This window comes from Yinghuangia sp. ASG 101 (genome assembly GCF_021165735.1).
Classification (GTDB): domain Bacteria; phylum Actinomycetota; class Actinomycetes; order Streptomycetales; family Streptomycetaceae; genus Yinghuangia.
Genome location: NZ_CP088911.1, coordinates 6221278 through 6241520, shown reverse-complemented (window position 1 = coordinate 6241520; position 20243 = coordinate 6221278). Strand labels below are relative to the sequence as shown.

Annotated in this window: 17 protein-coding genes and 1 pseudogene; 6 read left to right on the top strand and 12 right to left on the bottom strand. The window is 72.7% G+C overall.

Annotated elements, in window-relative coordinates; translation table 11 throughout:
• Window positions 1–17: 17 nt before the first annotated feature.
• Window positions 18–386 carry an MmcQ/YjbR family DNA-binding protein gene (locus LO772_RS26675; protein ID WP_231774566.1) on the bottom strand — a complete coding sequence of 123 codons (369 nt, stop codon included), beginning with the start codon at window positions 384–386 and terminating at the stop codon, window positions 18–20.
• Between the two features lie 28 nt (window positions 387–414).
• Complete coding sequence (locus LO772_RS26670) at window positions 415–1755, bottom strand: metallophosphoesterase (RefSeq protein ID WP_443089321.1); 1341 nt, start codon at window positions 1753–1755, stop codon at window positions 415–417.
• A gap of 320 nt (window positions 1756–2075) precedes the next feature.
• On the opposite strand from LO772_RS26670, the pseudogene LO772_RS36415 reads away from it, so the two are divergent.
• Window positions 2076–3044 (top strand): annotated as a pseudogene (locus LO772_RS36415) (cation:proton antiporter domain-containing protein); the annotation flags it as partial.
• A 94-nt stretch (window positions 3045–3138) separates the two neighbouring features.
• On the opposite strand, the gene LO772_RS26665 reads toward LO772_RS36415, so the two are convergent.
• The 3 genes from LO772_RS26665 to LO772_RS26655 all read right to left on the bottom strand — a co-directional run bounded on the left by LO772_RS26665 (window position 3139) and on the right by LO772_RS26655 (window position 5128).
• Window positions 3139–3702, bottom strand: a complete 564-nt coding sequence (locus tag LO772_RS26665; protein WP_231774565.1) for a hypothetical protein — start codon at window positions 3700–3702, stop codon at window positions 3139–3141.
• A gap of 356 nt (window positions 3703–4058) precedes the next feature.
• Complete coding sequence (locus tag LO772_RS26660; RefSeq protein WP_231774564.1) at window positions 4059–4394, bottom strand: hypothetical protein; 336 nt, start codon at window positions 4392–4394, stop codon at window positions 4059–4061.
• A 95-nt stretch (window positions 4395–4489) separates the two neighbouring features.
• Window positions 4490–5128: a TetR/AcrR family transcriptional regulator gene (locus LO772_RS26655; protein ID WP_231774563.1), complete on the bottom strand. Its 639-nt coding sequence runs from the start codon at window positions 5126–5128 to the stop codon at window positions 4490–4492.
• Between the two features lie 121 nt (window positions 5129–5249).
• On the opposite strand from LO772_RS26655, the gene LO772_RS26650 reads away from it, so the two are divergent.
• Window positions 5250–6266: an SDR family NAD(P)-dependent oxidoreductase gene (locus LO772_RS26650; protein ID WP_231774562.1), complete on the top strand. Its 1017-nt coding sequence runs from the start codon at window positions 5250–5252 to the stop codon at window positions 6264–6266.
• 218 nt (window positions 6267–6484) lie between these two features.
• Here LO772_RS26650 and LO772_RS26645 read toward each other — a convergent pair whose 3' ends face one another.
• A complete protein-coding gene (locus tag LO772_RS26645) occupies window positions 6485–7195 on the bottom strand; it encodes a response regulator (protein ID WP_231774561.1) in 711 nt (236 codons plus the stop codon).
• On the bottom strand, window positions 7192–8400 hold the full coding sequence (locus LO772_RS26640) for a sensor histidine kinase (RefSeq protein ID WP_331717270.1): 1209 nt from the start codon (window positions 8398–8400) through the stop codon (window positions 7192–7194). The genes LO772_RS26645 and LO772_RS26640 overlap by 4 nt, the downstream gene beginning before the upstream one ends.
• Before the next feature lie 650 nt (window positions 8401–9050).
• Between LO772_RS26640 and LO772_RS26635 the strand changes: the two genes are divergently transcribed.
• From LO772_RS26635 to LO772_RS26625, 3 genes are all read left to right on the top strand, one after another.
• Window positions 9051–9986: an ABC transporter ATP-binding protein gene (locus LO772_RS26635; protein ID WP_231774559.1), complete on the top strand. Its 936-nt coding sequence runs from the start codon at window positions 9051–9053 to the stop codon at window positions 9984–9986.
• The gene (locus LO772_RS26630) at window positions 9983–11578 is read left to right on the top strand and encodes an ABC transporter permease subunit (protein ID WP_231774558.1); all 1596 of its coding nucleotides are present in this window, start codon (window positions 9983–9985) and stop codon (window positions 11576–11578) included. The genes LO772_RS26635 and LO772_RS26630 overlap by 4 nt, the downstream gene beginning before the upstream one ends.
• A gap of 113 nt (window positions 11579–11691) precedes the next feature.
• A complete protein-coding gene (locus tag LO772_RS26625; protein ID WP_231774557.1) occupies window positions 11692–12438 on the top strand; it encodes an ABC transporter permease in 747 nt (248 codons plus the stop codon).
• 16 nt (window positions 12439–12454) lie between these two features.
• Here the strand turns inward: LO772_RS26625 and LO772_RS26620 are convergent, their stop codons facing one another.
• Window positions 12455–13243 (bottom strand): helical backbone metal receptor, encoded by a 789-nt coding sequence (locus LO772_RS26620; protein WP_231774556.1) that lies wholly within the window; start codon window positions 13241–13243, stop codon window positions 12455–12457.
• Window positions 13244–13423: 180 nt separating this feature from the next.
• On the opposite strand from LO772_RS26620, the gene LO772_RS26615 reads away from it, so the two are divergent.
• Window positions 13424–15655 carry a terpene synthase family protein gene (locus LO772_RS26615; RefSeq protein ID WP_231774555.1) on the top strand — a complete coding sequence of 744 codons (2232 nt, stop codon included), beginning with the start codon at window positions 13424–13426 and terminating at the stop codon, window positions 15653–15655.
• Window positions 15656–15710: 55 nt separating this feature from the next.
• On the opposite strand, the gene LO772_RS26610 is transcribed toward LO772_RS26615, so the two are convergent.
• The 4 genes from LO772_RS26610 to LO772_RS26595 all read right to left on the bottom strand — a co-directional run bounded on the left by LO772_RS26610 (window position 15711) and on the right by LO772_RS26595 (window position 20190).
• Window positions 15711–16196, bottom strand: coding sequence for an NUDIX domain-containing protein (locus LO772_RS26610; protein ID WP_269453096.1), 486 nt, complete (start codon window positions 16194–16196; stop codon window positions 15711–15713).
• A 41-nt stretch (window positions 16197–16237) separates the two neighbouring features.
• Window positions 16238–16726, bottom strand: coding sequence for an ATP-binding protein (locus tag LO772_RS26605; RefSeq protein ID WP_231774554.1), 489 nt, complete (start codon window positions 16724–16726; stop codon window positions 16238–16240).
• Window positions 16727–16915: 189 nt separating this feature from the next.
• Complete coding sequence (locus LO772_RS26600; protein WP_231774553.1) at window positions 16916–19468, bottom strand: FtsX-like permease family protein; 2553 nt, start codon at window positions 19466–19468, stop codon at window positions 16916–16918.
• Window positions 19465–20190, bottom strand: a complete 726-nt coding sequence (locus tag LO772_RS26595) for an ABC transporter ATP-binding protein (RefSeq protein ID WP_231779736.1) — start codon at window positions 20188–20190, stop codon at window positions 19465–19467. Before LO772_RS26595 ends, LO772_RS26600 begins: the two co-directional genes overlap by 4 nt.
• Window positions 20191–20243: the final 53 nt, after the last annotated feature.

The following is a 20243-nucleotide window of genomic DNA, read 5'->3' as shown; positions in this document are numbered from 1 at the left end:
GGCGGGGTCCGGGAGTCTCAGGCGCGGTCGCCGGTCCAGTCCAGGCGCAGCCGCGTCCGCTTGGGCAGCGCCGCGACGATCAGGTCGTAGGAGTCCTCGACCATGTCGCGGACGAGCCGGTCGCTCACGGTTCCGTCGAGCGTCACGGTGTTCCAGTGCCGTTTGTTGAGGTGGTAGCCGCCGACGATCGCCGGGTGCTCCGCCCGGAGCCGGACCGCGAGTTCGGGGTCGCATTTGAGGCTGACGGTCAGGGGCTCGCCGTCGAGCGCGCTGAGGGCGAAGATCTTCCCTTCGACCTTGAACACGGACAGGTCCTCGCTGAAGGGGAACGTTTCGACGGCTCCGTTGAACGACAGGCAGTGGTCTTTGAGTTGTTCGGGAGTCATGGCGTGCCGCCTGTCTCGGTTGAGGGAACTACGCCTGTTTCGAGGCCAGTTCGACGACGGTGATATCCGAGGGCGCACCGACGCGGACGGGTGGGCCCCAGGCGCCGGCGCCGCGTGTGACGTAGAGCTGGGTGTCGCCGTAGCGCTCCAGGCCCGCCACGGTGGGGTTGGCGAGTTCGGCCAGCAGCGGGCCCGGCCACAGCTGCCCGCCGTGGGTGTGGCCCGACAGTTGCAGGTCGACCCCGTAGTCGACGGCGTCGTGGACGGCCACCGGCTGGTGGGCGAGGAGCACGGACGCGCGGCTGGTGTCGCGGTCGCCCAGGGCGCGGGCGAAGTCGGGCCCCTGGTTGTCGGATTCGCCGGCGAAGTCGTTGACTCCGGCGAGGTCGAACGCGGGTAGTTCGACGCGGGCGTTCTCCAGGGGGTGGATGCCCAACTCGCGGACGTAGTCGACCCACTCCTCGGCGCCGGAGAAGTACTCGTGGTTGCCGGTGACGAAGAACGCGCCGTGGCGGGCCCGGAGTTCGCGAAGCGGCGCGGCGGCCGACCCCAGGTTCGCGACGGTGCCGTCGACGAGGTCGCCGACGACGGTGATCAGGTCGGCTCCGGTGCGGTTGACCGCGTCGACGACCCGCTGGGCGTGGCCGCGGCCCAGGATCGGGCCGAGGTGGATGTCACTGACCACCGCGATGCGGAACCCGTGTGCGGCGCGCGGCAGTTTGGCCAGCGGGACGGTGACGTGCCTGGTGCTCGGGCCGCGCAGGACGCTGTACGTCCCGTAGCCGACCGTGCCCGCGGCGGCGGTCGCGGCGCCGACGGCGACGACGCGGGAGACGAACAGGCGTCGTGAGAGGGCCGGTTCGTCCGGCGGCCGGGGATCGTCGGCGCGGGAGGCGGGGCCGTCGGGAGCGGGGGTGTCGGGGGTTCGGGAGTCGGGCGCGCTGTGGGACGGTGTCGCCGGTCCGTCGTCCGGGGTGGTCCGTGCGGCGGCTCCCGGAACCGCGGCGACGGGCTCGGGTATCTCCTCCGGCGGCGGCCCGGCCGCGCGGCGGGCCAGGAAGCGGGTGAGCAGCGGGCGCACCGCCTCCCCGACCACCAGGGCGAGCACGAGGTACAGCAGGACCGCGAGCCAGAGGTAGCCCGGCCACGCGACGATGCGCTGGAGGGTGAAGGGCACCCCGGCGTTGGTCGAGACGAGGGCGGTGACGGTCAGCACCGGCAGAAGTACGACCAACCCCGTGCCGATGCGCCGGGGAAGGCCGCCGGGGCGGGTGGTGTCGCGCACCATGCGACGCCACACGTACCAGTGCACGCCGACCAGGGCCGCGACGACCGCGAGCACCCCGATGATCATCAGGACGACCTCCACTTCCACACACCCCGCATGGCTCGGACACCGCCCACGCGCACGCGCGCGGGGCCGGCGAGCGGGGGTCAGGTCGGATCAGCCTACGTTGTGGTCCGACCCGGTGCGTCGCACGAGCCGCCGACCCCGCGGGGAACGGATGTTCGAGGGCGTGGTCGTGGGCAAGGCCGTCGAGGGCGCGGCGCCGGCGACACCCGATTCGTCGGGAGGCGTGGCGGGCTCCCGGGTCGGCGAGGCTCGCGTCCGAGGTCTGCCGAAAGCGACTTGGCATCCCCAAGGACCGTGCATGGCACGGGAGTTGCGACAGGGTCAGGGCGCACAGTGTGCCAGTGCTCGTCCGTGCGGCGCGGTGTGTCGGCCGGATTCCGCAGCGATGGCTGCGGTTGTGTCCTCATACGCGAGCCTGGTCCCGTCCCACCCCGTCCCGTGCTGCCCGATCGAGCGAGAGACCTCAGGTGAGCACGGACGAACTTGTCGCCCAAGTCGTTGCCGGCACCGCTGTCATCGTGGCTCTCAGCCACATTCTCCGAGCAGTCGCCCGACGCCTGGGGCAACCCGAGGTCGTCGGCCGGATCTTCGCCGGAATCGCCCTGGGGCCAAGCCTGTTGGGCCATGTCCCCGGCAACCCGACCGAGGCACTGTTTCCGGCGGAAGTCGTTCCCTACATCGCCGTATTGGCCCAAGTCACCCTGGTCCCCTTCCTGTTCGCGGTGGCGTGCGAGCTGGATCTGCGGGTGCTCCGCGCGCGTCGCCGCCTCATCCCGGCGGTCACCGCCGGCGCGTTCGTCGTCCCGATGCTTCTGGGCGGCGGCACGGCCTTCGCCATCGGGGGCCTGTACACGCCACCGGACGGCCCGGCGTCCGACAACGTCGCGTTCGTGCTGTTCATGGCGGTCGCGATGGCGGTGACCGCGGTTCCCGTCCTGGCGAGCATCATTCGGGAGCGCGGCGCGTCCGGCACGCTGGCCGGCGTGGTCGCGATGACGTCGGCGGGTGTCATCGACGCTCTCGGGTGGATGTTCCTGGCCGCGGCGATCCTGCTGAGCGATTCGGCGTCCGGCGACCACCTGCCGCTCCCGGCGACGGTGGCGCTGTTCGCGGGCTACCTGGTGACGATGTGGTGCGTCGTCCGCCCGTTGCTGCGCCGCCGACTGAACCGCCCCGGGGCCCGCGCACGCGACGACCTCCCGGTCGTGGTCGCCGTCGCGATGGCCTCCGCGTGGGCCACGGCCGCGCTCGAACTGCACGTCATCTTCGGGGCGTTCGTGGCGGGCCTGATCATGCCGCGCAACGCCGACGGCACTCCCGACGACGAGTTGGTGCGGCCGTTGCAGGAGACGGGCACCGTGCTGCTGCCGGTGTGCGCCGCCCTTGACGGCCGGCGCGTCACGTGCGCTGGGCGACCTCGGCGAGGTGGTCGCGCAGGAGGGCCAGGGCGCGTTCGAGGGTTTCGCCCGGGACGAGCGGGGTGCCGCGCTCCGGGTCGACGACGGTGGTCGGTGCGTCGGCGTCCGGGGTCGCCGGGCCGAGGGCCAGGCCTTCGTGGCCCGGGCTGCCGCCGAACTGGCCCGGGGCGTGGTGGTAGCCGCGGTGGGTTCCGGCGGCGGCGGGGAGGTTCGACCACGCGCCGTTGTCGACGACCGCCCGCACGATGCAGTGGTTCCAGCCTTCGAGGTCCGGTCCGGGCGTGACCGAGACCTCACCGCGCGTTCGCGGGTTGTCCAGTTCCCAGTCGACGTGCATCTCGTCGCCATCGGCGAAGCAGCGCAGCACGGATGCGTGGGTACGGCCTTCGCGGTCGATGGCGGTCAGTGTCGCCGAGTCGGATCCGTGGGCGAAGACGTTCGTGATCATTCCGAAGAACTCGGGGAGGTGCCGGGGGTCGGACAACAACTGGAAGACCGTGTCCTGCGACGCGGCCACCTCGACCGCGCGTTCATGGGTCGTCATCGTGCACCCTCCATCGCTGCGATGTGATCTCCCGTACTTGTGCGCGTACCCGGAAGAGCGGTATGCGCACATGTGCGGGCTCGGCGGAGGCCGCCCGCGGCCGGCCCGGACGGGAGCCGCGGCCTTGTGCGGTTCCCGTGCCGCCCGGGCGTCGCGCGACCGGGTCGGACGGTGCCGGACGACGCGTGCCCCCGGCCGGTGCGAGCCCCCGGGCCGTCACGCGATCACCGCGCCGTCCCGTCGCCCGGGTGGTGCCGGACGACGGGACCCCGGTCCGCCGCGAGGGCGGACCGGGGTCCCGTGTGTCCGGTGCTCAGGCCCGTGGGCTCCGGCGTCCGGACCTCATGCTCCGGTACTCAGCGACGCCGGGCAGTGGCGCGCGGACCGGTTTCGCCGCCGCGCTGCGGCTGCTTGCGACCAGCCTTCGCCCGGGGGCTCTTCGCTTCGTCGTGCTCCGCGACGAGCGTGCCGGAGTCGTGCGCGGTGTTCGCCGCGGACGAGCGGTCCTGAGCCGACGACGCCCGGTCCTGGGCGGGACGGGCCTGTGCGGGACGGGCCTGTGCGGAGCGGTTCGGCTCGGCGGAGCGGGCCTGTGCCGAACGGTTCTGCTCGCGGGCCTCGTCGCCGCTCGAGGCGGCGTCGGAGAACATCGGGCTCTTGTTCATGTGCGGCTTGGCCTTTTGCTTGGCCATGGTGTTCCTCCTTGGGGAGAGTCCACGGGGCTGGACTCCCCCTCACTGTGGCACCGGTGCTTACGTTCCGCCTCCCAGATGATTACTCTCCGCAGTCAATCCGCCGACACGGGAGGCTTTTGAGCAGGTCGCGGCCGAAGTCCGGCCAATGCGGTCTCGACGACCCGATCGGCGTACTCCACGGTCAACGGGCCGGAACGCAGCAGCCAGCGCTGCATTATCGGCGCCCAGATCATGTCGACCACGACGTCCAGGTCGACGTCCTCCGCGAGTTCGCCCGCCTCCTGGGCCGCGCGCAGCCTCCGCCGCTTCAGTGCGTGGACGGGCGCGTGCAACCGCTCGGCATATGCCACGGCGAGCTGCGTGTCGTGCACGATCTCGCCGGTCAGCGCACGCGTGGGCAGGTCGATCCGGGGGTCGTTGAATTCCTCGACGGTCTCCCGGAGCACGGCCTTGAGGTCGGCTTCGAGGTCGCCCGTGTCCGGCAGGGCCGCCTCCGGCGCCGGCTCACCCTCCGGCCCCTCGCTCATGGCCAGGAACGCGTCGAACAGCACCGCGCCCTTCGAGGGCCACCAGCGGTAGATGGTCTGCTTGCCGACACCCGCGCGGGCGGCGATCGCCTCGATGGTGAGCTTGGCGTACCCCACCTCTCCGACCAGGTCGAACGCGGCGGCCAGGATCGCGCGGCGGGACGCCTCGCTGCGCCGGGAGGTGTTGGGGGTCTGCTTCTGCATGCCGACCACGGTAGCAGGACATGAGACGAGACGTTGCGTCTTGACAGGTTCGGCTCGACCGTGCAGAGTGAGGCAGGCAGAAACAAGACGCAACGTCTCGTCTCGATCGAAGGGATCCTCTATGCCCACCTCCTCTGCGTCCTCCGCACCCTCCGCATCCACCACTCCGCGCGTCTGGTTCGTCACAGGGGCCAGCCGCGGCCTCGGGCGGGCCTTCGCGTCCGCGGCGCTCGCCGCCGGCGACAACGTCGTGATCGCCGCCCGGAGCCGTGACGCGCTCGATCGGATGGCCGCCGCGTACGAAGACGGCCGCGTCCTGCCGGTCACGCTCGACGTGACCGACCGCGAGGCGGTGTTCCGCGCGGTGGAGCACGCCGTCGGGCACTTCGGGCGGCTCGATGTCGTCGTCAACAACGCCGGGACGCTGTCGATGGGCATGATCGAGGAGTTCACCGAGGCCGAGGCGCGCGCCCAAATGGAGACGAACTTCTTCGGCGCGCTGTGGGTCGGCCAGGCGGTCATGCCGCGGCTGCGTGCCCAGGGCTCGGGGCACATCGTGCAGATTTCCAGCATCGGCGGCCTGGCGGGTTTCCCCTTGTCCGGCATGTACGCGGCGAGCAAGTTCGCGCTGGAAGGCATGAGCGAGGCGCTGGCCCGGGAGGCCGCGCAATTCGGGATCAAGCTGAGCATCGTGCAGCCCGGCGGCTATTGGACCGACCTCTACACCGCCATGCACCACACCACCCCGGTCGACGCCTACGCGCCGCTGCGTGCCGAGTTGGAGAAGATGTGGGCGAACGATTCGGTCGACAGCGCCCCGGAGTTGGCCGCCACCGCCCTGATGAGGCTGGTCGACAGCGACGATCCGCCCTTGCGCCTGCTCCTCGGCGGCATGGTCTACGACCTCGCCTTCGACATCGCACGGCAGCGCATGGAGACGTGGGCGGGCTGGGAGGAGACCAGCCGTGCCGCGGAACATGCGATACCGGCCCCGGGGACGGAGTCGACGGCGATACCGGCGTCCGGGACCGAGCCGGGGTCGCCGTCACCATCGCCGTCGTCGCCGTCGGAGCCGGATGTGGGTGCGGTCGCGGAGCCGCGCGGCACCGCCCCGCTCGGCGGGGGCGGTGGTCAGTGACGGGTCAGGGGGCCATCAGGCAAGGACCGTGACGGTTGGGCGGGGCGCGCAGGGGGTCGGGTCGCGGCGGTCGTGTGCGAAGTGCTCGCCCCTGAGGCGGTGACCGCGCGGGCGGGTGGTGGTCGGTGGGGGTGTGCGCGACGGCGTCGGAGCGGGGCCGGGCCTGTGCCTTGTCGTGCGAGGGCTGCCCGGCACCACTTCGCGCGCCCGGGTCGCGGTTATCCGGCGTCGCCCTGGGTTCCCGGGACCACCAGCCCCGATTCGTAGGCCGCCACCACCGCTTGCGTGCGGTCCCGCAGTCCGAGTTTCGCGAGGATGCGGCTCACGTGGGTCTTGACGGTCTCCTCGCTCACCGACAGTCGCGCGGCTATCTCGGGGTTCGACAGGCCGGCCGCGATCCGCCGCAGCACCTCTGTCTCACGCGGCGTCAGCCGGTCCAGCGCCACAGGACGGGCCGACTCGGGGTGGCGGGACCGCAGCCGGGCGAACTCCCCGATCAGGCGGCGGGTGACCGTGGGAGCGAGCAGCGCCTCCCCTGAGGCCACGACCCGCACCGCGTCGAAGAGACGTTCCGCCGTGACGTCCTTGAGCAGGAAGCCGCTCGCTCCCGCGGCGAGTGCGTCATATACGTGTTCATCGAGATCGAAGGTGGTCAGGATGAGGATCCGCGGACCCGTGCCGGCGGCGGACGCCACGATGCGCTCGGTGGCCTCGATGCCGTCCATGGTCGGCATGCGGACATCCATGAGCACGACATCGGGTCGGCGCTCGGCGCAGACGCGCACCGCCTCCGCGCCGTCGGCGGCGGTGCCGACGACGGTGAAGTCCGGTTGTGTCGCGAGGAGTCCCGCGAAGCCTGCGCGCACGACCTCGTGGTCGTCCACGACGACGACGCCGATCGCCGGGGCGCCCGGAGCCGTGGCGGTCATGCCGACTCTCCAGGCGCGGGCACGGGCAGGCGGACGTTCACCACGAAACCGCCACCGGGTGCGGCGCCCGTGGTCAACTCGCCACCGACCATCGCCGCTCGTTCACGCATCCCGACGAGACCGTGCCCGGTTTCCGGTGCCCGCGCCACCGCGACTCCTCTGCTGTCTCGTTCGGCCGCGCCGGGTCGGTCGCGTCCGGGGGCCGCCGTGCCCGGTCCGGGGCCATTGTCGCGGATGCGGAGGTGCAGGTCGCTCGCGGTGTACCGCAGTTCGACATCGACCGCGGCTCCCGGAGCGTGGCGCCGCGCGTTGGTCAGCGCCTCCTGCACGATGCGGTACGCGGTCAGGCCGACGCCGGGGTCGAGTTGCACGACCCGGCCGCGCACGATGAGCCGGGTCGCCGCTCCCGCCGCGTCGCGGGCGTCGTCGACGAGTTCCATGAGCTGGTCCAGTGCGGGCTGGGGTTTGCGACCGCCGCCGGTTCCGGCGTCCTCCCGCAGGACGCCGAGCAGCCTGCGCATTTCGGTGAGCGCGGCACGTGCGGTGTCGCCGATGGCGAGCAGCCGTTTCGCCCCCTCGGCCGGGAGCCCTTGGGTGGTGAGCCGGGCGGTCTCGGCCTGCACGCTGATCATCGAGATGTGGTGCGCGACGACGTCGTGGAGTTCGCGTGCGATTCTGGCCCGTTCGCCGCGTGCGGCGTGCTCGTGCAGGGTGTCCGCGACGGCTTGCGCGGCGGCGCTGTGGGCCCGGGTGGTCGTACGGCCTCGGCCCACGGCCCCGAGCGCGACAGCCGCGGGCGCGAGTGCGACGAGCGCGACGGCGATGCCCCGCTCCCACAGGGAGTCACCGCCGACGGTGGCCACCGCACACCCGACGAAAACCGGCAGGGGCGCGTACGCGAGCAACCGCGAGCCGGACCACGCGAGTTGGCACAGGACCGCGGCCTGGGCCGCGACACCGGCGAGGGTGAGGGCATGGAAGGGAGTGAGCGAGAACGCCGAGGCGAGGGTGATCAGCACGGCCGACGACGCGAGATGGATCGGCGCCAAGGCCAGCGGCACGGTGGTGAGCAGCGCGAGGATGACGGCGATCACGAGGGTGTCGGCGCCCGCACCGGCCGCCGCAGGGCCACCGGAATCCGGCGCGGTACCGACCTCGCCCCCGAACCGGAGGATCGTCTCCTCCACGGCGAACAGGGCCGTCACGGCAGCGGCGTACACGGCCGAGCGCGGTTCGGACAGCCGGCGAGTCCAGGGCATTGGCGGTGTCGACCTCGTGATCGTCGGTGGCGAAGCGGCGGTGGCGGCGGTGGCGGGGCCGGCGGGGTCGCGGTCTACGGTGCGGCGACGGGGCCGTGGCGGTGCCGGTGGTCGGTGGGGGCGCAGGGGCGAAGGCGGCGGTGTGAAGGCTCGGCCGGGGTGCGGTGGCGGGCGTGGCGGCGGTGGTCGGTGGCGGGGTGAGGGGCGATGGTGACACCGGCGTTGACAGGCCTGGCTGTCGCGGTGGTGGCGGCAAGCGTGGCGGCGGCTGAAGGCTTCGTCGTCGGCGCGGCGAAGGGCGTGCCGGGGCGGGTGGTCGGTGGCGTCGTGGGAATTCGGGTGGTCGGGGCGGCGGATGACTCGTTCGGGGATGCGATGTGGCGGTGTCGTGGTGTTGGTGGCGGAATCGCCGGGTCGCGGTGCGTCGGGGGTCATTCTCGTCGGGTGCCTCGTTGTCCGGCGTCCCCCGTCGTGGCGGTTCGGGTGTCCCTCGTGCGAGGGACGGCACGGGTGTCCGCTCCCCCGGGCCCGGGACCCGCAAGACGGCTCGTCGGCGTGACGACCCGGGGTAGGGGCGCTCCCTAGCCTCTGCTGCCATGGAAGCAACCATTGAAGTCTCGGACCTGCGCAAGCGGTTCGGTCCGGCGCTCGCGGTGGACGGGCTGTCGTTCACCGCGCGGCCGGGCCAGGTCACCGGCTTCGTCGGGCCCAATGGGGCGGGCAAGTCGACCACGATGCGCATCCTGTTGGGGCTGGACGCCGCCGACGAGGGCGAGGCGCTCGTGGGCGGGCGGGCGTACCGGTCCCTGCGGACGCCGCTGTACGAGGTGGGGGCGCTGCTCGATGCCGCGGCCGTGCATCCCGGCCGCAGCGGGCGCGACCACCTGCGCTGGCTGGCGTACTCGCACGGGATGCCGACGCGCAGGGTGGACGAACTCCTCGATCTGGTGGGCCTCGGGCCGGCGGGTCGGCGTCGTGCGGGCGGCTATTCGCTGGGTATGCGCCAGCGGTTGGGGATCGCGGCGGCGCTGCTCGGCGATCCGCCGGTGCTGGTGTTCGACGAGCCGGTCAACGGGCTCGACCCGGAGGGCGTGCGCTGGATCCGGGGGTTCCTGCGCTCGCTGGCGGCGGAGGGGCGCACGGTGTTGATCTCCAGCCATCTGATGAGCGAACTGGAGGACAGCGCGGACCACTTGGTCGTGATCGGCCGGGGCCGGCTGATCGCGGACACCGGTGTCGCGCAGCTGCTCGCGGCGGCGTCCGGCGGCCGGGTGGCGGTCCGTACGGCCGCGCGCGGCGAGGCGCTGGCCGTGCTCACCGGGGAAGGCGCGACCGTGGCGGCGACCGGCCGCGACGCGCTCACCGTCTCCGGGATGCCCGCGGAGCGGGTGGTCCAGGTGCTGGGGGAGCACGCGATCGCGTTCTCCGAGGTGGCGGCGCATCGGGCGTCGTTGGAGGAGGCGTACATGGAACTGACGCGTGGTGCGGGCGAGTTCGAGAGTTCCGGTGGCGAGGGCGAGGGCCCGCGATGAGTGCCCCCGCACCCGCTCCCCCGGCTTCGGGATACCGGTCGCCGCACGCGCGCGGCGGTGCCGTGTTCGGTCGGCTCCTGCTGGCCGAGTGGACGAAACTGCGCACGGTCCGGCGCTGGGGGTACGCGCTGCTCGGCGCCGTCGTGCTGACCGTGCTGGTGGCGGTGCCGGCGTCCGGCGGCGGCGAGGTCAGCGGAGGCGGCGGCCCGAACGGGCCGACGCTCGGACCGGACGACCGTCCGGTCAGCGACGGCTTCCAGTTCGTCCACCAGCCGCTGACCGGCGACGGCACGGTGACGGTGCGTGTCGACAGCCTCGTGGCGCACAAGCGCCAGGGTCCGAACGGGCGTGAGGGCTCGGCGGCACCGTGGGCGAAGGCCGGGCTCGTGATGAAGGCGTCGACCGAGCCGGGGTCGGTCTACGCGGCGGCGATGCTCACACAGGCCCATGGGGTGCGGTTCCAGTACGACTTCACGCACGACGTCGCGGGCAGTGCCGCGCCTCCGGATCAGCCGCGTTGGCTGCGGTTGACGCGCGCGGGCGATGTCGTCACGGCGTACGAATCGGCCGACGGCGTGCGCTGGGACGAGATCGGCACGGCGGATTCGGTGGCGCTGCCGGAGACCGTGCGGGTGGGGATGTTCGTCGCGTCGCCCATGGCGTACGACATCGAGCGTGCGTTCGGGTCCACCGATGTCAACGGCTCGTTCACGGTGTCGACGGGGACGTTCCGTGATTTCTCCGTCGACGGCCGCACCCAGGGGCCGCCGGTGGCGACCACTGTGGGGGGCGGGATCCGCGGGCCCGCGCTCGCGGATCCCGACGCCCCGCCGGACGCCGGCGCGGCGGACGGGCAGGTGTTGGGGGCGTCGGAGTCGGGGGGCGTGCACACCATTGTCGCGACGGGCGACATCGCTCCCATGGAACAGGACACCGACCTCGTCCAGAAGGGCCTGTCCGGGGCACTGGTCGGGCTGATCCCGCTGGCGGCGCTGGGGGTCCTGTTCATCACGGCGGAATTCCGCAAGGGCATGATCGCGACGACGTTCTTGGCGAGCCCTCGGCGGGGCCGCGTCCTGGCCGCCAAGGCGCTGGTGCTGGGCGGAGTCGCGTTCGTCACGGGCGTGGTGGCGGCGGGGGCCGCGTTCGCGGTGAGTCAGCCGCTCCTGCGGGACAAGGGCCACAAGCCGCCGCTGTATCCCGACCTGACGCTCGGCGACGGCTCCGTGCTGCGTGCGGTGCTGGGCACGGCCGCGGTGCTGGCGCTCGTCGCGGTGTTCGCGCTCGCCGTGGGCGCCTTGGTACGGAACACCGCGGTGGCGGTGACCGTGATCATCGTCCTGCTGGTGCTGCCGCAAATCCTCATCGCCGGGCTGCCGTTGGGGACGGCGCGGTTCATCATCCAGGTCACTCCGGCGGCCGGGTTCGCGGTGCAGCGCACGATCGACGACTATCCGCAGGTCGAGTCGGCGTGCCTGCCCGAGGACGGCTGCTATCCGCAAAGCGGCGGCGCCGGGCTGGCGGTGCTGTGCGCCTACGCCGCGGTCGCGCTCGCTCTGGCGGCGTGGCAGGTGCGCCGGAGGCGTCCGTGACCGCCGCGCCGACGCGGGCGGTGTCCGGGCAGGGGCGGGGCGTCGGGTGCGGCCCGGGCTCCGCCTCGGGCCGAGCGCGCGCGTGGCGCGCCGAGTGGGCGAAGTTGCGGACGGTGCCGAGCACGTGGTGGCTGATGTTCGCGGTCGTGGGGTTGACGGTGCTGCTGGGCGCCGCGGCGGCCGAGGGGGTCGACACCGACCAATGCCGTACGCCTTCGTCATGTCACGAGGACACCGTGAAGCTGAGCCTGACCGGTGTGTGGGTCGGGCAGGCCGCGGTGGCGGCGTTCGCGGTGCTCGCGGTGGCGGGCGAGTACGGGACCGGCATGGTGCGGGTCACGTTGACCGCGATACCGGACCGCCTGCGTGTGCTCGCGGCCAAGGCCTCGGTGGTCGGGGCGGTCACCGCGGGGGCGGCGCTCGTCGCGATCGCCGGATCGGTACTGGTCGGGCAGTTCCTGCTGGCCGGCAACGGGTTCACCCGGGCCAACGGGTACGCCCCGCTGTCGTTCACGGACGGGCCCACCGCGCGCGCGGTGTTCGGATCGGTGGCGTACCTGGTCCTGATCGCGCTGCTGAGCGTCGGTGTGGCGTTCCTCGTCCGGGACACGGCGGGAGCGGTCGGGGGCGTGCTGGCACTGCTGTACGCGTTCCCGATCGCCGCGTCGCTGGTGTCGGACGACACGTGGAAGGAGTGGCTGACGCGAAGCGCGCCCGCGTCGGCCGGGTTGGCGATCCAGTCGACGCGGGACCTGGACCAGTTGGCGATCGGTCCGTGGGCGGGGCTCGGGGTGCTCGCGCTGTACGCCGCGGGAGCGCTGGTGGCGGGCGGGGCGGCGCTGTGGCACCGCGACGCGTGAGCGGAGCCGGCGCCGCTCACGCGTGCAGGGCCGCCGCGATGACCTCGGGCGCCGACGCCAACGACGGGCCGTACCACGTCAGGTGACGGCCGCTCAGCAGGACGGGCCGGACGCCGGGGAAACTCTCCGGCCCGTCGTCGGCGGTGAAGACGTACGGCTCGTCGGGGAGCACGACCAGGTCGGGGCGGGTGGCGAGCAGGTCGTCGAGGGGGATCCTCGGGTAGCGGTCCGGGTGTTCGGCGTACAGGTTGGTGATGCCGAAGCGGGCGAGAAGGTCACCGGCGAACGTGTCGCGGCCGACGACCATCCACGGGCGGCGCCAGATGGGGATGACGGCGGTGCGGCTGGGCCACGATGCCGCGTCGGCGTCGGCCCACGCGCGGCGGGCGGCGTCGAGCCAGGCGGGGGCCGGCAGCCGGCAGGCGATCGTGAGGAGTCGTTCGAGCGAGGTGAACGCCTCGGGCAGCGTACGGACTCGGGTGACCCACACGGGGATGCCGGCAGCGCGCAGGGCGTCCAGGTCCGGGACGCGGTTCTCCTCCTCGTTGGCGACCACCAGGTCGGGGGCGAGCCCCGTGATGGCGTCGATGTCGGGGTTCTTGGTGCCGCGCACGCGCGTGACGTCGAGGTCGGCGGGGTGGCTGCACCAGTCGGTCGCGCCGACGACGAGGCCGGGCCGGGTCGCGGCGATCGCCTCGGTGAGCGACGGGACGAGGGATACGACGCGCCGGACTTCGGACGGCACCGGAACGTGCAGGCCGAGGTCGTCGGTCGGTCCGGAACGGTCGGGGTCCGGGGCGTTCATGTGCTCTCCCGTTCAAAGGACGTCGGGTTGCGACTCGTTGGTGGATTTTCGCATTCCCCCGGCGATGAATCCGACATGTGGTGCTCATATGACTGTTCGCTCACCCGGATAGCCGGTGACCGGCCGGGGTAGTGCCCAGTCGTCCCGGAGGGGAAATCGGGGAACGGTCAAGGGGGTTACGTGGCACAGCCTTTCGAGCTTCCGGATTTCTACATGCCTTATCCGGCCCGGCTGAATCCGCATCTCGACAGCGCGCGCACGCACACCAGGGAATGGGCGCGCGCCATGGGGATGCTGGAGGGCTCCGGGGTCTGGACCGAGGCGGATCTGGACGCGCACGACTACGCGCTGCTGTGCTCATACACGCATCCCGACTGCGACGCCGGGCAGTTGGCCCTGGTCACCGACTGGTACACGTGGGTCTTCTTCTTCGACGACCACTTCCTTGAGCTGTTCAAGCGCACCCAGGACCGGGCGGGCGGCAAGGCGTACCTGGACCGGCTTCCGATGTTCATGCCGGTCCACATCGCGGCGGGCTTTCCGGAACCCGCGAATCCGGTCGAGGCCGGGCTCGCGGACCTGTGGGCGCGCACCGTCCCGTCGATGTCGCGCGAATGGCTCGCGCGCTTCGCCGAGCACACGAGGAACCTGCTCAACGAATCCCTGTGGGAACTGTCGAACATCAATGCGGGACGCATCCCCAACCCCGTCGAATACATCGAGATGCGCCGCAAAGTCGGCGGCGCGCCGTGGTCGGCGAACCTCGTCGAATACGCGGTCGGAGCCGAAGTGCCGCCGCGCATCGCCGAGTCGCGGCCGATGCGGGTGCTGCGCGAGACGTTCGCCGACGCGGTGCACCTGCGCAACGACCTGTTCTCCTACGAGCGCGAGACCCAGGAGAAGGGCGAACTCAGCAACGGCGTCCTGGTGTTGGAGACGTTCTTCGACTGCGCGACCCAGGACGCCGCCGACGCGGTCAACGACCTGCTCACCTCGCGCCTCCAGCAGTTCGAGGACACCGTCTTCACCGAACTCGGGCCGCTGCTGGCCGAACACGCGATCGACGCCCGGGGCGCGGCCGACGTCCTCGCGTACGTCAAGGGCCTCCAGGACTGGCAGTCCGGCGGCCACGAGTGGCACATGCGGTCCAGCCGCTACATGAACCAAGGCGCCGGCGCGGGCCGCCGCCGGACGTTCCCGTTCCCGCCCACCGGGCTCGGCACCTCGGCGGCGAACCTGGTCGCGACGCTCACACGCGTACGCCGGCGCCTGCACACGCCGCACCCGGTGGGGCCGTCGATCGTGCCGGACATCGAGACGCCCTTCCCGCTCTCGCTCAGCCCGCACGCGGGCGACGCCCTGGAGAAGTCGGTCGCGTGGGCCCGCGAGATGGGTCTCATCGGCCCGGGCGCGAGCCCCGACGCCGCCAACCTGTGGACCGAGGAGATGCTGCGGGGCTTCGACTTCGCGCTGTGCTCGGCCGGGCTCGATCCCGACGCGACACCCGGCGAACTGGAGCTGTCGGCCTGCTGGCTCACCTGGGGCACCTACGCCGACGACTACTTCACCGCGATCCACGGCCGCACCGGCGACGTACTCGGCGCCAGAATCCACACCGACCGCCTGGCCGCGCGGATGCCGGTGGACGGCACGCCCCCGCCACCCGCGACCACGCCGATGGAACGGGGGCTCGCGGACCTGTGGGAACGCACCACGGCGTCGGTCTCCGACGAGGTGCGGCGCGACCACCGGCGCGCGATCACGGCGATGCTTGACGCGTTCGTATGGGAGGTCGCCAACCTCGCCAAACGGCAGGTCCCCGACCCGGTCGACTACATCGAGATGCGGCGCCGGACCTTCGGGTCGGAGCTGACCATGAGCCTGGCCCGCCTCGTCCACGGCACGGGGCTGCCGGACGAGATCTTCCACAGCGGCCCGGTGCGGTCGCTGGAGAACTCCGCGATGGACTACGCGGTGCTGCTCAACGACTTGTTCTCGTACCAAAAGGAGATCGAGTTCGAGGGCGACATCCACAACGGGATCCTCGTCGTCGAACGGTTCTTCGACTGCGACCACGACACGGCCGTGCGGATCGTCGCCGACCTTATGCATCGGCGGCTCAGCCAGTTCCGGCACGTGGTGGCTCACGAACTCCCGGTGCTGTCCGATGACTTCGAGCTTGGCGACGAGGCCCGCGCGAGCCTGGACGCCTACGTCGAGGATCTCCGCAACTGGCTCGCGGGCATCGTCAACTGGCACCGGAACGTGCGGCGGTACGACGAGGCCACGCTGCGCCGCAACTTCGGCCGCGGGACCGCCCCCGCCGCGCCGACGCCGTTCGCCCTGCCGCCCCTCACCGGCCTGGGCACCTCGACCACCGGCGTCCGCGCCCTGCTGACCCGCGCGCCATAACACCCCCAGTCCGCGGCGGGGCCAACCGTTCCCCCGGCCCCGCCGCGCCCGCCCCCTACGTCGCGACCGCGGCGCCGTCCTCCAGATACGCCGTGTCAAGCCCGTACTCCCGGACCCGCAGGGCGACTTCGACGCGGCGCAGGACCGCCGGCGCCAGTGCCCCCCAGTGCTCCGGCGCCAGCGCCGCGGCGCCGATCAACTCCGGGTCGACGGCGCGCAGTTCACGGACCACCCGATCGGCTGCCACGGGCGCGTCGAAGACGAAGTGCGCGGTCGCCGAGGCCTCTTCCCCGTCGCCTTCCCCGTCGTCTTGACCGTCGGCGCGGACGTCGCGGACCAGGAGGCGCCCCAACCGCACCTCGATGCCGATCTCCTCCGCGATCTCGCGGGTCGCCGCGGCGTGCGGAGTCTCGCCGTCCTCGGCCATCCCTCCGGGGAGGTCCCATCCGGCCTTGTAGGACGGGTTGACCGCGATCAGCCGCCCTTGGCGGTCGAGGATCACGGCGTGGGCCGTGGTTCGGATCATCCGGTCGTGTGTCATGCGTCCACTCTCCCTCGGCGACCCTGTGGCCGGAAAGGTCGTCAGTGCGGTGCCGGCCGGGCCGCGGGGCGGCACGTCCGGCCTCCCTCGCGCAGGATCTCGCGGCGGGCCGCCTCGCGCGGAACCGGGGGCAGGTCGCGTTCGGCCCAGACGCTTTTGCCGTCGCCGAGGATCCGGTAGCCGTGCCGGTCGGCCAGCGCGCCGACCAGGAACATGCCGCGCCCGTTCTCGCCCTCCGCGTCGTCGGGATCGCGGCGGCCGAGGACGGGCGGCCGGTCGGAGTGGTCGAACACCTCGATGCGCACCACGCGTTCGATCAGGCTCACGCCCACCTTGAGCAGCCCCGCGCGGTCTCCCGCGTGCAGCACCGCGTTGGTGACCAACTCACTGACCAGCAACGCGAAGGCGTCCCGGGCCTCCGCCCCCATTCCGTGGTCCCAGACGGTGATCTGCCGCATGACGCGGTGACGGGCAACAGGCACGGACGCGACGACGTTGGGGACGTGAAAGGACATCCGGCGATCGACCATGGCGGCTCGACTCCCTCGGGTCGGGCAGCGAAGACTATCCGGAATTCCCCGTTCCGGCACGGCCCTTCGCGCACTCTTACGGTGGAATTTCGGACAAGGGCCGCGGGCACGCCGGCGCGGGTGACGGTGTGTGACGTGCGCGGGGCCCCTTCCGCCGCTCGGAAGGGGCCCCGGGAGTTCCTTTGTCGGTTATTGCGCGGAAATCGCGCGGAGGATATCCGTTTTCGCCGCTCGCGCGGCGGGGCGCGTGGCGGCGAGGAGCGCACCCAGCGTGCCGGCCGCGAAGAGGATCGCGAGTTGGAGCGCGGGCACGGCGTACGGCAGTTCCCGGTCACCGGCGAGCGTGCCGACGGCGACGCGGGCCAGGAAGACACCGAGGGCCAGCCCGGTGAGCGCGCCGAGCGCGGCGACGAAGGCGGATTCCCAGCGCAGGGACGCGCGGATCTGGCCACGTTCGGCACCGACCGCGCGCAACAGGCCGAGTTCGCGCCGGCGCTCGTGCGCCGCGAGGGAGAGCGTGTTCGCGATCCCGCCGAGGGCGATGAGCAACGCGAGGGCGAGCAACGCGTAGACGACGGTGACGAGTTGGTCGACCATGGCCATCGACGCGTCGACGTAGCCGTCGCGGTCCTCGACGGGCGGGTTGCCGTAGGCCGCGGCCAGGCGCTCGGCGGCGGCCTTGACGTCGCCGGGGCTCGCGTCGGCGGCCAGGGCGAGGACCGCGAGCGTGTCGACGTCCGTCACGGCGTGCGGCGACCAGGCCTGACGGTCGATCAGGTAGTCGCCGACCATGGTGGTGCGGTCGTAGACGCCGGCGACCGTCATCGTGGCACGCGCCCCGTCCGGGTACGTGACCTCCACGGGCGAACCGAGCACGAGGCCGTGGTCGTCGGCCGCGGATCCGGACACCGCGATCTTGTCGGCGCCCAGGGCGGTGGCGGTGCCGTCCGTCAGTCCGAGGTCCAGGGCCGCGTCCAGGCGCGCGGTGTCGGCCGCCACGATCTGCCGGCCGGCACCGTCCACCAGCGCGTTGCCGCGTTGCAGGCCGACGGCCGCGTCGACGCCCGGCAGCCGCCCCGCCTGGGCGGTGAGTTCGGGGCTGTGCCCGCCGCCCGCCCAGCCCGCGGGCGACGAGCCGCCGATGACGACCGAGCCGACCAAGGTGTCGCGGGTCTCGCCTTCCGCGCCGTCCTTGAGCGAGGCCGCGAAGATCGCGAAGACGGTGACGACGGCGATGCCGACGACCATCGCGGTCGCGGCGCCCGCGGTGCGCCGCGGGCTGCGCAGCACATTGCCGCGCGCGAGCATCGGGCCCGCGCCGAGGCGCGTGAACGGAGCCGTCAGCGCCCCTCCGAGCACCCGCACCACCACGGGGGCGGCCAGGAGGACACCGGCGACGGTGGCCGACGCCCCCGCGGCCAGGACCCACGCGTTGCCGGCGACCGTGGTCAGGCCGACGCCGAGTGCCGTGAGGCCCGCGCCCGCGGCGGTCCGCGCCGGCGGGATGCCCGCGTCCTCGGCCGCCGAGCCGCGCAGTGCCGCGACCGGGGCGACGCGCGAGCCCTTGACCGCCGGAACCAGCGCCGAGACCAGGGTGACCGCGATCCCGACCGGCAGCACGATCCACGCGGTCTGGGCGCGGAACTCCAGGCCGTCGACGGGGAACGCGAAGCCGAAGGCCGCGAACAGCGCCTTGAGGCCCGCCGCGAGGCCCGCACCCGCCGCGAGGCCGAGTGCCGACGCTCCGACGCCGATCACCGCCGCCTCGGTCAGCGCCTGCCCGCGGATCTGCCGCCGCGACGCGCCGAGCGCCCGCAACAGGGCCGCCTCGCGCATGCGTTGGGCGGTGACCACCGAGAACGTGTGGTTGATGGAGAAGGCCGCGACGACGAGCGCGATGACGGCGAATGCCGACAGGAACGTCCGCAGAATGCTGAGGAATCCCGACGAGACCGCGTCGACTTGCTCCTGCGTCGCCTCCGTGCCCGGCACCGCCCGGACACCGGGCGGCAGGACGCGCTGGATGGCGTCGGCCGCGGCCTTCTGGTCGACACCGGGATCGAGGCGTACCGACACCGAGCCGATCGCGCCGGTGTCGCGCGCGACGTGGGTCAGTGCGCCTTCGAGGGAGAAGCCGGTGTACGAGGCGCCTCCGAACGCGTCGGCGTCGCCGAACGTCGCGACGCCCACCACGGTGACCGGCACCGGCGACGGGGTCAGCACGGTGACGCGGTCGCCGGGTGCGAGATGGCCCTGTACGGCGGACCCGCGGTCGATGACCACCTCGTCGGGGCCCAGCGGCGGGCGTCCCTCGGCGAGGTCGTAGGGGTTGAGGGCCGGGTCCGGAATCCAGTTGCCCGCGGTGCGCGGGCCGTTGCCGGTGAGCATGTCGCCGTCCTTGCCGACCAGTTGGCCGTACCCGACGACCACCGGCTCGGCGGCGGCCACCCCGGGGACGCCGCGGACCAGGTCGGCGGTCCCGGCCGGGATCGCGGCGCGCATCGTGCCGGGTTCGTCGGTCACGTCGGTGGCGTTGCGCACGACAACGTCGGTTCCGGCGCCGCTGTCGCGGATGAGCCCGGTGATCGACGCCTTGACGGTGTCGGACAGGATCAGCGCGCCGGACAGGAACGCGGTACCGAGCAGCACCGCGAGGACCAGTCCGAGCACGCGGCGCTTGTAGGCGACCAGGTTGCGCACGGCCAGGCGGCCGATGCCGAGGCCGGACGGTGCGGCGGTCATCGCGACGCACCCGCCTTCGGCGCGTCGAACGCCTTCATCCGGTCGAGTACGGCCTGCGGGGTCGGGGCGTCCATGCGGTCGGCGACGCGCCCGTCGGCGAGGAAGACGACGGTGTCGGCGTAGCCGGCGGCGACCGGGTCGTGTGTCACCGTCAGAACGGTCTGGCCCAGGGTGTCGACCGCGTCGCGCAGCAGGCGCAGGACCTCGCCGCCGGAACGCGAGTCGAGGTTGCCGGTCGGCTCGTCGGCGAGGATCATCTCGGGCCGCGTGGCCAGGGCCCGCGCGACGGCGACCCGCTGCTGCTGACCGCCGGACAACTCGGAGGGCCGGTGCGCGAGCCGGTCCCCGAGCCCGACCGCCTCGACGACGCGCGCGACCCAGTCGGGGTCGAGGCGCGTGCCGGCGAGGGCCGCGGGGAGGGTGATGTTCTCGCCCGCGGTCAGCGTCGGCAGCAGGTTGAAGGCCTGGAAGACGAACCCGATCCGGTCGCGCCGCAGGCGCGTCAGGCGCTTGTCGGTCAGCGACCCCAGCTCGGTGTCGCCGAGGAAGACCTGCCCGGACGTCAGGGTGTCCAGCCCGGCGAGGCAGTGCAGCAGCGTCGACTTGCCGGAGCCGGACGAGCCCATCACGGCGGTGAACCGGCCACGGGCGAATCCGACGGTCACATCGTCGAGCGCACGGACCTCGGTGTCGTCCTCGCCGTAGGCGCGGACCGCGTGCACGGTGCACGCGGCGTAGCGGCCAGGGCCGGCGCCAGCCGCGAAGTAGGTGGGGC